This window comes from Nitrospirota bacterium, from assembly GCA_016207885.1.
In the GTDB taxonomy this organism is placed as follows: domain Bacteria; phylum Nitrospirota; class Thermodesulfovibrionia; order UBA6902; family UBA6902; genus JACQZG01.
In genome coordinates this window covers 19,527-30,711 of sequence record JACQZE010000012.1, presented here as the reverse complement: position 1 = coordinate 30,711, position 11,185 = coordinate 19,527, and the positions used below count along the sequence as shown (strand labels likewise).

12 protein-coding genes are annotated in these 11,185 nt (G+C 44.9%); 8 read left to right on the top strand and 4 right to left on the bottom strand.

The window, feature by feature from the left end; all coding sequences use genetic code 11:
• Positions 1-76: 76 nt before the first annotated feature.
• Positions 77-2,014, bottom strand: a complete 1,938-nt coding sequence (locus tag HY807_07985) for a hypothetical protein (protein ID MBI4826344.1) — start codon at positions 2,012-2,014, stop codon at positions 77-79.
• 310 nt (positions 2,015-2,324) lie between these two features.
• Between HY807_07985 and HY807_07980 the strand changes: the two genes are divergently transcribed.
• The 6 genes from HY807_07980 (at position 2,325) to HY807_07955 (ending at position 7,300) form a co-directional block, all read left to right on the top strand.
• Positions 2,325-3,092, top strand: a complete 768-nt coding sequence (locus tag HY807_07980) for an outer membrane lipoprotein-sorting protein (protein ID MBI4826343.1) — start codon at positions 2,325-2,327, stop codon at positions 3,090-3,092.
• Entirely contained in the window at positions 3,089-3,235 is a 147-nt protein-coding gene (locus tag HY807_07975) for a hypothetical protein (protein ID MBI4826342.1), read from the top strand. The genes HY807_07980 and HY807_07975 overlap by 4 nt, the downstream gene beginning before the upstream one ends.
• Positions 3,225-4,094: an ABC transporter permease gene (locus HY807_07970; GenBank protein MBI4826341.1), complete on the top strand. Its 870-nt coding sequence runs from the start codon at positions 3,225-3,227 to the stop codon at positions 4,092-4,094. The genes HY807_07975 and HY807_07970 overlap by 11 nt, the downstream gene beginning before the upstream one ends.
• 82 nt (positions 4,095-4,176) lie before the next feature.
• Positions 4,177-5,403: an ABC transporter permease gene (locus HY807_07965; GenBank protein MBI4826340.1), complete on the top strand. Its 1,227-nt coding sequence runs from the start codon at positions 4,177-4,179 to the stop codon at positions 5,401-5,403.
• 2 nt (positions 5,404-5,405) lie between these two features.
• Positions 5,406-6,101: an ABC transporter ATP-binding protein gene (locus tag HY807_07960; protein MBI4826339.1), complete on the top strand. Its 696-nt coding sequence runs from the start codon at positions 5,406-5,408 to the stop codon at positions 6,099-6,101.
• Positions 6,098-7,300 carry a hypothetical protein gene (locus HY807_07955; protein MBI4826338.1) on the top strand — a complete coding sequence of 401 codons (1,203 nt, stop codon included), beginning with the start codon at positions 6,098-6,100 and terminating at the stop codon, positions 7,298-7,300. The genes HY807_07960 and HY807_07955 overlap by 4 nt, the downstream gene beginning before the upstream one ends.
• On the opposite strand, the gene HY807_07950 is transcribed toward HY807_07955, so the two are convergent.
• The gene (locus HY807_07950; protein ID MBI4826337.1) at positions 7,297-8,166 is read right to left on the bottom strand and encodes a hypothetical protein; all 870 of its coding nucleotides are present in this window, start codon (positions 8,164-8,166) and stop codon (positions 7,297-7,299) included. The two genes, HY807_07955 and HY807_07950, sit on opposite strands and share 4 nt — an antisense overlap.
• Before the next feature lie 38 nt (positions 8,167-8,204).
• Positions 8,205-9,266, bottom strand: coding sequence for an acyltransferase family protein (locus HY807_07945; protein MBI4826336.1), 1,062 nt, complete (start codon positions 9,264-9,266; stop codon positions 8,205-8,207).
• A 147-nt stretch (positions 9,267-9,413) separates the two neighbouring features.
• Here HY807_07945 and HY807_07940 point away from each other — a divergent pair, with 147 nt between their 5' ends.
• Both HY807_07940 and HY807_07935 read left to right on the top strand, forming a co-directional pair.
• Positions 9,414-9,749, top strand: coding sequence for a helix-turn-helix transcriptional regulator (locus HY807_07940; protein MBI4826335.1), 336 nt, complete (start codon positions 9,414-9,416; stop codon positions 9,747-9,749).
• Positions 9,750-9,814: 65 nt separating this feature from the next.
• Complete coding sequence (locus HY807_07935; protein ID MBI4826334.1) at positions 9,815-9,973, top strand: hypothetical protein; 159 nt, start codon at positions 9,815-9,817, stop codon at positions 9,971-9,973.
• Positions 9,974-10,071: 98 nt separating this feature from the next.
• Here HY807_07935 and HY807_07930 read toward each other — a convergent pair whose 3' ends face one another.
• On the bottom strand, positions 10,072-11,121 hold the full coding sequence (locus HY807_07930; protein MBI4826333.1) for a diguanylate cyclase: 1,050 nt from the start codon (positions 11,119-11,121) through the stop codon (positions 10,072-10,074).
• Positions 11,122-11,185 lie beyond the last annotated feature (64 nt).

Below are 11,185 nucleotides of genomic sequence, written 5' to 3'. Positions count from 1 at the left end.
ACCGCTTTAACTCTTTCTGACTCAAAATGATAATGTCCTTTCGTGCCACCTTGCCTCCTTATCAAAAAGAGGCAGTTTAGCATTTCCAATTTAGGACATTTCTATTTTGGTGAATTAGGACATTATCATTTTGGCGGGACAGAGTTTGTACCCCTTCGTTGAGCAACCGATCTCTTTCATTAGAATTTTTATCAAGATTAGCAATATGAGCCAAGTGCTCAAGGGAAGCCGCATATCCATCTAAAAGTCCTTCCTTCAATGATACGTCCCTTGCCTTTACAAAATATTCTCTGGCTTTATCATTTTTTTTAGTTTCCAAATAAAAATTCCCAAGAGTGCTCAATATATCCTCTTGCTGCTTGCAATCGCCGGATTTCTCCGCTGATAGCAAGGCCGCTTCAAAAGCAGCAATTGCTTTATCCGGTTTCCTGGTCGTAAAAAATACTTGACCTTTCATTTGTTGACATCTGGAAATCCAACTGTAGTCTTTTATGTACTCATATATCTGAATAGCTTCGTCAAGATATTGGTTGCCGCTGTCATATTGCGCTTCGCAATACTTCAATTTGGCAAGCAAAGCGAGTATCTTAGCAATATCCTGCTGAAAACCAGTCTTCCTCATCCATTCAAGAGCCTGTGCATAGTTAGCCTCAGCATCCGCGATCTTGCCAGTAGCCTCGTACACAAGCCCTTTGCATTGATAGCATCCAGCTATCCCCTGTATTATGTTTACGTTTAGCTTATCTTCTGATGAGCGCTCATTATAGGCACTAAGAAAATCGACAAGGGCTTGATCATAATAATCAAGTGACTCCTTGTCTCGTCCGCGACGATGGTCTATCCATCCGAGTTTTACAAGCTTCTGTGCTATGCCTATTTTATCCCCGAGTTTTTTGTAAATCTCTAACGCTTCGACAAGAAAGGCTTTCCCTGCATCAAAATTTTCCCCATCAATCTCAGTGTTCCCTATAAGACCTAATGTATTTGCTATATCCTCTTCTGACTTAGCATCTCTAAATATTGTCAAAGCCTCTTTAAGCAGTTTGATTGCATCATCGTGCTTGTTATCATTTTCATGCAAAATAATAGACAGGAGATTCTTTGCTCTTGCTATAGCAATATTATCAGCGTGGGAAATGGCGAGTTCTAATGCTTTTTGTGTAACACTTCTGGCATTTTCGTATTTACCAACGTTCAGTAGATTTGCGCTTTCCTCAAGGAGAGCGCGTACATCATCAGGTATTTCAGGCCGTTTTATTCCCTTCGTTGGTTCCAGTATTTTCTTGACATCCGCAGCAATCGAATCAACCTTTGCTTCTGTCCGCGTAGTAATGCTTAATACTTCAGAAACTTCTTTTGCCACACCGAGCAGTGATACCTCAAGCAGATCTATTGTCAACCGATGCCCCTGTAGTTCAATATCCATCTTTGCAAGCAGTTGTCCCTCAAAGATATTACGCACTACCTCGTTCTGTTTTATTTCTCTGGCAAAAAAGAGAGACATAAGTTCAAACAATCCAGCGTTCGGTTTTTCGATCTTTCCCTTAAAACACGGTGGGATACCATCTGAATCGATAGATGCCTGAATAAGTTTTCCTTTAATTGTCTCTATTCTCTCCCTTGCAAGCGCACCTTCCGGCGTTAGCAGTAATTCTATCTCACTGAATGATTCTAATGGCGGCACTACATATTCGGTACTTTTTTCAAGTTCCTTAATTTTGTTCTCAGATACTGTGATTTTATCTTCAAACCAGCGGATTTCCTTTTCATGCCTTTTTTTATTTTCTCTCAACTCTGCCAGACACTCATTGCAAATCGTAATCAGTGCGCTAATGTAAGACCGAATAACTGCGCGTTGAAGATCGTGGTTTATAGGTCTACCACCTTCTCTTAATCGTTTACCAATAACACGCCATGCACTGTATACCGCAGCATCTGTCCTATTGCCAACAACGCCGCTCAAAGCACTTGATAACAGTCCTCCAAGCGCTGAAAAGATCATTCCTTCAATCATGTTATGTCCTCCACATGGCTAAAGCTGCCCTCGATAATTTTATGCAATACATTATTGATAAATCACACAGGTTGTCAAGGTTTTTCTGAGGGCAATACTAAACATTACTGTATTAATATTGAATGTTGATGATCCAATGTAGTATTGCTATAGAGTTTCCAAGATAATTTAAGAAGAATTTTCACCCTCCCCTTAATCCCCTCCCCTCAAGGGAGGGGAGACTTTAAAATATCCTTCCATCTCTGTGGCAGAGAGGTTTATTGGAATAATTTATTCATGCTCTTCCTCTTTTTTATGATATATTGTTCTTATGATATTTCTAAGAAATCTGCTCATATTATTGACCCTCTTTATTTCATCAGCGCCGCTATCCCCATCATACGCAGATGATGCGCTGAGCGTTGATGAGATAGTTGACAAGATGGACAAGCTCTACCGCAGCAAGACGAGCCGCGGGCAGATTGAGATGATGATAGCATCCGAGAACTGGGAGCGCACGCTCACCATGGATATCTGGAGCGAGGGGCTTGATATGACCTTCATCCGCATAAAGAGCCCGAAGAAGGACGCTGACATCGCGACGCTCAGGATGAAGAATGAGATGTGGAACTACTTCCCCAAAATAAACAAGGTGATGAAGGTCCCGCCGTCAATGATGATGAGTTCGTGGATGGGGTCTGACTTTACGAATGACGACCTTGTGAAGGAGAGCTCCATGAGGGAAGATTATACCGGGAGACTGATAACTCCCGAAGACGCTGATACTGCTAATTATTATATCGAGCTGATTCCTAAAGCTGATATCCCGACGGTCTGGGCAAAGATAATCCTCGTTGTCAGCAAAGGGGATTACCTGCCGGTGCGGGAGACATACTATGACGAGAAGGGGCAGAAGATGAGGATCATGGAGTTCAGCGAACCGAAGACCTTCAGCGGAAGAAAGATCCCTTCGATGCTTGTGATGAGGCCTTTGAATAAGCCTGAGAAGAAGACTGTTATTAAATACATTGATCTGGAGTTTGATATAAAGCTTGAGCCGGATGTTTTCACATTAAGGAACCTTCAGAGAATGAAATGATCATCCATAAGATAGCCTTCCGAAACATCTTCCGCAACAAGTGGCGCTCGATACTGACTGGCATGATGATGGCAGGCGGATGCGCGCTCTTCGGGCTCTTCCGCAGGAAAGAAGACAACAGGCGTAACTGTCATGGGCATTGATCCTGTCAGAGAGGCGAAGACGACCCGTCTTAAAAACAAGGTGAGTAAAGGGAGTTTCCTTTCAGCTTCTCCTGAGTTGGAGGTTGTGATAAGCGACGGCCTCGCGCGGGTGTTGGGAGTGGGTCTTGGGGATGAGGTAGCGCTTATAGCGCAGGGCGTTGACGGCTCTATGGCAAACGGGCTTTACAGGGTTACGGGGATTACAGGCGGCGAGGGCAAATCCTACGGCGAGTCAAAGTGCTACATCCATATAAAGACGCTTCAGGATTTTCTCGCAATGGATGAGGGCGTTCATGAGATAGCTGTTGTACTCAATGACCATTCAAAGACACAGGAGGCAGCGCGCCTCATAGCTGAAACACTTAATGACCCGATGACCGACATTGACCCGTGGCAGGTTATTGAGGCGCAATTTTACAGCGCGATGCAGGCTGACCTCAAGGGAAACCGCTACTCCATCATAGTCTTTACGATAATCATAGCCGTAGGCGTGCTGAATACGATCCTCATGGTCGTGCTTGAGAGGACGCGTGAATTCGGAGTGCTCCGGGCGCTCGGCACAAGGCCGCTGCAGATATTTCAGCTGATAGTCCTTGAGACATTATTTCTCTCTCTGCTCAGCATACTGGCCGGTACGGCAATAGGCATTGCAGCGAACTGGTGGTTTCATATATACGGCATTACATATCCAACGCCGATAGAATACGGGGGCTACCTCTTTACGAAGATCACATCTGAAATAAGTTTGCGGTCTATATTTGTGCCGCCTCTGATAATTATCGCGACAGCCTTGATAGTGAGCATATGGCCTGCGGTAAGGGCTGCGAAGATAGTGCCGGTTAAGGCGATGAGGGCGTAACTCCCCCCTTATTAAATTAACGCCCCCGGCTTTGCCACCCCCTCTTAAATTAAGAGGGGGAAGGGGGGAGTTATTATAAATTATGAAGATACTTCTAAAACTCGCATGGCGCAATGTGCTCAGAAACAAGAGGAGAACATTTCTCTCAGGAATGGCGGTTGGCATCACCCTCGCCTCGCTCATGCTGATAGACGGCCTTTACATAGGCATGATAAAGGGCATGATAAGCACGGCTACTGACACATTCCTCGGCCAGGGGCAGATACACGCAAAAGGTTTCAGCGATACGCTTGATGTTGAAAAAACGATAGACGGCTCAGAGGATATTCTCGCCTCATTGGATAAAGAGGCCCTGCTTAAAGCCTATGCCCCAAGGACAGCATCATTCGCCATGTTAAGTTCACCGGCAGGAGTTACCTCTGTCCTGCTCTACGGCATAGCGCCTGAAAAGGAGAAGGATGTATCAATGATAGATGAGGCGGTCAGGAACGGCGAATACCTTCAGCCCGAAGGCGAGAGGCAGATTCTCATCGGCTCAAAAGCGGCAGAGACGCTTGAGGCAGGGCTCGGCGACAGGCTTGTACTGACGGTCGCGCAGGCTGGCACAGGCGAGCTCTCTCAGGAGATGTTCAGGATATCGGGAATATTTCACATGGGCATAAGAGAGGCTGACAGCGGCATGGCATTTATACATATAAATAAGGCGCGGCAGCTTCTTGGATTGGGCAAAGGGACTCATGAGATAGTTCTGAAGTTCAAAGACCTTGACAACGCAGGCAACAGGACGCTCTCTTTCTGGAACAGATATTCAGGAAATAAGAACGAGGCGTCAGGATGGAGAGACCTGATACCGCAGCTTGACGGAGTTATTCAGATGACCGAGATATCCACGATCATCACATCGACCCTTGTATTCTGCATAGTGGCGGTGATAATAATGAACGCGTTATTTATGTCGCTTTATGAGAGGATGTTCGAGTTCGGCGTTCTGCGCGCGGTTGGAACGCGTCCGGGGAGCATGGCGCTGATGATCTTTTTTGAGGCTGCGTCGCTCTCTGCAATAAGCATCCTGATGGGGCTTCTGATGGGGGTAGGCGTTGTCACATTCTTTTCATGGTATGGTATAGATTATAGAGGCATTGAGTTTGCGGGCGTAACGGTAAATGAGCTTCTCTATCCTGAACTCGCGCTGAAGCAGTTCACCTTCTACCCGCTTCTCATATTTGTTTTTTCGATTATCGCCGCAATATATCCGGCCGTCTTTGCGGCAAAGATGACGCCTGCAAAGGCGATGCAAAGGAGTATGTAGTTATGTCTGAAAACGTAATAGAGATACAGCAGGTATCAAAGATATATAACACTGACGGCTCAGAGGTGCATGCGGTTAATCGGCTCAGCCTCTCCATACAAAGAGGCGAGTTCACCGCTATCGCCGGGCCGTCGGGTTCAGGCAAGACCACACTTTTGAATATCATGAGCGGCCTTGACACCCCGACAAGCGGAAGTGTGATGCTCTCCGGCAGGCTGATAAGCGGATTAAAGGGGAGTGAGCTTTCAGACTTCAGGCGCGACCATATCGGTTTTATATTCCAGTCCTATAACCTTATCCCCGTGCTCACTGTAAAGGAGAACATCGAGTACATCATGCTCCTTCAGGGCGTGGGCGATAAAGAGAGAAGGGAGCGTGTTGCCTCGATATTGGCCGAAGTCGGATTGAACGGTATGGAAGGAAGGCTTCCGAAAGAGCTTTCAGGAGGACAGCAGCAGCGGGTTGCTATCGCAAGGGCTATGGTCTCAATGCCGGATATAATCCTTGCAGATGAACCGACCGCGAATCTCGACTCGCATACAGCATCAACACTTCTTGACATAATGCGGGACCTGAACGAGAAGAGCGGCATGACATTCGTCTTCTCAACACACGACAGTATGATAATGGAGAAGGCGAACAGGCTTGTGCTTCTTAAAGATGGCATGGTTGAAAGGGATGAGGTTAGAAAATTATGAACGCCATAAGAATAATTGTTGCCTTTTTTGCGCTTCTGTTCTTATGTACTGCCGCGTTCGCTGAAGAGAAAAAGATAGATATCAGCGGGTATGTAAGAAATTTCCTCATATTCACTGATTCAGAAAATGATGATTCAACTGAACTCCTCTCAAGGCTGAGATTGCGGCTCTTCATGCCAAAAGAAGAGTTTGTATCATGGGAGTTTGCATACGAACTCCTGCCAAGGTTAAGGCAAGATGCCGCAGCCGTCTCTACTCCTGTAAATTCGCTCATTTCATACAGGGCGTTTGACCTTGAGGAACTTGTATATCCCGGCAGCAATAATTCAGGAAGCGACCTTGCGCTTTATCAAAACCTTGACAGGGCTAACGTGACCTTAGCAACAGATCATTTCGATGTATTCATAGGCAGACAGGCTCTTGCATTCGGCTCGGCAAGGGTGATAAATCCAACTGATATCATCGCTCCTTTTACATACAACACAATCGCAAAGGAAGAACTTACAGGTGTTGACGCGATAAGGATAAAGACGCCTTTAACTGATATGGGCGAGATAGATATGGGAGTTGTGTCAGGACATGACTTCAAGCCAGAAGAGAGTGCGACATTTATCAGAAGCAGGTCATATATAAAAAAGACAGATGTCTCTGTTATGGCTATGGTATTCAAAGAGAATGTCTTAGTAGGGCTTGATATAGCACGCGCGGTCAAGGGCGCAGGCGTATGGCTTGAGGCAGCTCAGGTATTTGCAAATGCGGCAGACAGCTACAGGCCGGATGAGAATTATTTCAGGCTGTCGGCCGGTACTGACTATAGCTTTACTGAAAAACTTTACGGCTATGCAGAGTACCATTATAACGGAGCGGGCAGCGGAAGAAGCGAAAGTTATTTTACTCCGATAAATAAGATCGCCTTCAAAGAAGGAGCCGTCTATCTCCTCGGCAGGCATTACATCGCACCGGGCTTCTCATATCAGATAACTCCGCTTCTTCTCTTCAGCGGAAACGCGCTGATAAATCTCAACGATGGTTCTGCACTCTTATCGCCCATAATTGAGTACAGCATCGCGCAGGATATCTACGCAAACCTCGGCGCTTATATCGGATCGGGGGATAGTTCGGATAACCCTCTGAAGCCGGATAATGAGTTTGGTCTTTACAACGATACATATTACGCGGCGTTGAACATTTATTATTAATCTCCTGATTTAGCTTTTTGCCCGCCGCATTTGACCAGTTTCATAGCTGCATCAAAGAGACGGCCGCCGTGCTTCTCCAGTCCCTCGGGGGTAAGGTGGGTAGAGTCGGCCTTCTCAAGGCCTATCATTGAAGTGAATACGGCAAAAGGGTTGTTCCGTGCAAAAGCCTTATGGTGTTCAAGAACCTCCGGATTCTCCTTTATTGCCGGATACTGCTCATCAATCCCGAGAATAACAGGCAGCTTATCGTTTTTCAGCACATTGATCCTGAGATCGTTTATCAAAAGCCTGAACCTGGCCTCATACCATCTGGCAAAGCTTTTCGATTTCGAATCGGTCTCCCCCTGTATCCAGATAAATGCCCTGACATTGACCGTATACCCTTCCTTCTCCAGCAGAGCGATCGCCTTGGAAAGTTCACTGACCATCCGGTCATATAATCCATCCTGCCCCGGAGCTCGCCAGGCAAGCGCCAGGCTTGTGCCTCCTGATGAATACTTGAATATGGCCGGATTGCATCCTGAATTCGCAAGGGCTCTGGCAAATGTCACCTCAGGCCCGAAATGCCCTTTTGGGAAGAGCCCTCCCTGAGGCTGCATTTTAGTCCATTTACCGTCAGAAGAACTGAACTCCGGGGTAACCCAGTAAAAGCGAATTTTACTATCAAGTTCCTGAGGATCAGCAGGATAGTATTCTGCATCTCCTGTAAAACCCTGCATATTTGACTGGCCTGCCATCACAAAAAGGTCGACGGGAGGGCTGAAGATCCCGGGCCTTGCCGCCGCAATAACTATAAGGGCAAAGGTTATCGCAAGACATCCCGCTATTACAAAACGAAAAATATATGAGTTCAGTTTATTCTTCATCAAAAGCTTGGGTTATGTGGCCCTTCCATCCAAACGGATCAGGATTGAATTAAATAAATATATGCTCCCGCAAATAATCCGATCGGGACGATCCTGTAAAATCCGATCCTCCGGGGCAGTTGATCAAAGTCTTTTAACCCTTCCTTCCTGAATAAAGAGTCATACCCGCTTTGAAGACTGGCCGATATAAAATATATCACAGGAAGCCCGGCAAAGAATAAATATGCAAGTGTCAGGATATTCGATCCTGGAACATAAATTTCAAGCAGCATCCAGTAAATTATCCTGTGAAGGATATACATGCAGTAAGAAGCGTAGCTGAATTTAAATATTATATTTTTGTTAATTTTTACAGCCACTATGTCAGATAATACAATTAAAGGAGAGATCGAGAAAAATATGGCCGCAATATAATAAAAATGGCCGAACCAGTCTCTATGCAAAAAATCCGGTATATAGTTAGACAGTAATATTAGTGAGATAGAAACAAAAGCAACCGCTCTGTTCTTCAGGAACATATATATGGATCTGTGCTTCGCAGAGATAACCCCCGCTATGAATGGAACAAAATAATATATAAATCGGATATCTATCAGATCAAACACCAGATGGAGCAAAATTGAGCAAAAGAAGAAAGCAACAGAGACAAGGAGCGTCCTTTTCATTGAATAAGTATGAAGCAGTGCCGCAAGTATAACGTAGTAGATAATTATCATCGTGACGAACCAGAGCGTTTTCAGTTCCGTGTTGAATAAAGAATTAGACAGAAAAACGCCTGACAACAGCTGGTTATATGTGATCAATGAAGAAAAAAAGAAGAGTGCCAATGCGAATACATATAAAGGATAGATTCTCAGTATCCGTTTTTTAAAGAATACCGCCGCTTCTCTGACGGTTGAAAAATGATCATACTTCAACGTAAGCACAAAACCTGAGATGAAGACAACGATGCTCAAAAAAGCATACATCAATGTTTCAGTTACCCGCGAGTATAATATCCGGCCTGCATATTCATGTATATGCCAGACAAAGATTATATACAAAACCGCTGAAGCCCTTAAGAGATCAAAACTGAGTATCCTGCGGCGCTCTTCCGGCATTATGAATCACACTTATCCATGACAAAGGCTGAGTACATATAATTACAATAACCAATTATGGAAGAATGGCACAACACCGGCGTGAGTATTCTTGCTATATAAATTACCATTGCACCCATTGACTATAATGTCAACTTCTGTTATTCTATGGTTGTGAAACAATCGGACTATGCAAAGATATTCAAAGCCCTTTCGAACGAGCAGAGGCTCGGCATCTTTATGATGATCTACAAGGACTGCTGCGGTTCAGGCGGAACGTTCCAGGTTGAAAAAAATAAAACCTGCTGTGAAGAAATTAAAGGCAGCGTGGGAAAGGCGTTCACCAAGGTTTGTGACTGCGTGAGCCTGTCACGCTCAACAATATCGCACCATTTTAAAGAGCTTCAGAATGCAGGGCTAATTACCTGTGAACGCGAGGGGCAGGCATTCCGCTGCCGTGTCAATAAAGAAACTGTTAAAGCAATAAAAAAATTCCTAAATTAATATTTTTTTGTCCGGTTGGTTCGACGGTTGTCGAATATTAAACCTTTTTTACAGGAGGAAGCAAAATGAGTTCAGAGACAAAAGAGAAGAAGGAAGAGACGTCATGCTGCAGCCCGAAAGAGAATGAAGCAAGCGGCTGCTGTTCAGGAGAGAAGGGAACTATCGCAAGTATCATCGAGGCGATGAAGGGCAGTTGCTGCTGCAGTCCTAAGACGGGAAAATAAAGAGAGCTATAAGCGAGCGGGTTATCAGGAGGCCGGAATTCTGATCAGCCCGCCCGCCGGCTTTTATGTGGATCAAATGTCATTAAATTAAAAAAGCCTTAACAAAACATTAAACTTTTTTTCATTTTTTTCTCATACATCAAGTGATCAGCTTTTGCCATAAGCTCATCTAACGAATAAAAGCCGGCCTTATCATCCGACACAATGCCTATGCTCACAGAGAGCCTGTATCCGGCATTATTCCTGTTCGAATTATACATTTCAAGATGCGCCTTAAACCGGTTTTCAAGTGTATTTGCGCTGAAGTTGCCTGACTCCTCAAGCAGTACAACAAATTCGTCTCCGCCAATGCGAGCGATAATATCAGACTCTCTGAATAACTCCCTGAAAAAGTTTGCTGTTTCCTTTAATGCTGTATCGCCCTCCCGGTGGCCCCATCTGTCATTAATTGTTTTAAGGCCGTCCAGGTCAGCGTAAAGCAGGATCGCTTCCCTCTCCCTCCGCTTCACGGCCTTCAGATGCTGTTCGGCAAGCATGAAGAACCCCCTGCGGTTATACAGGCCTGTCAGTTCATCAGTATATGAAAGCTCTCTTAATTCCTCCTCCAGATTCTTCCGGGCGGTAATGTCCCTTACAACGTGAATTACTCCGGCAAAATGAATGCCATTGATCAATCTGGGAAAGGCTTTTATCTCAAGATGCTTGTTCATCAACGGTTCAAACACCTCTCTTGTTGAGGGGATCCCTGTTTTCATTGTAGTACAGCTTGGGCAAATTGCGGGCGGGGAATCTAATCCATGATAAGACTTGTAACATTTCTGCGACAATAACATTTGACCCGGGATGCCGAGCATCTTCTCAGCCGTTTTATTAGCCCTTATTATATTGAAATCACTATCATGGATGGTTATCGCCTCACTGATACCGTTAAATGTCTCCTCCCAGTCGTTATTGGCCTGAGAGACTGAAACCTGTGACTCCTTAAGATAATAAACAAAACCGGCGACCCCGAAACCGATAGAGATTATGCACATCGAAATAAATGAGCGCAAGAAAATTCCATTTCCGCTGACATTAACTGTAAAGCCAAACACCGCATCAAGTATCCAGAAAATGGACACGATAAAGATAGAAGTGATAATTGTCAAATTTTCCTTTTTAATCATTCTAATTGAGTATAAATAAAGGACTGGGAAAAACATATCAGGCAGG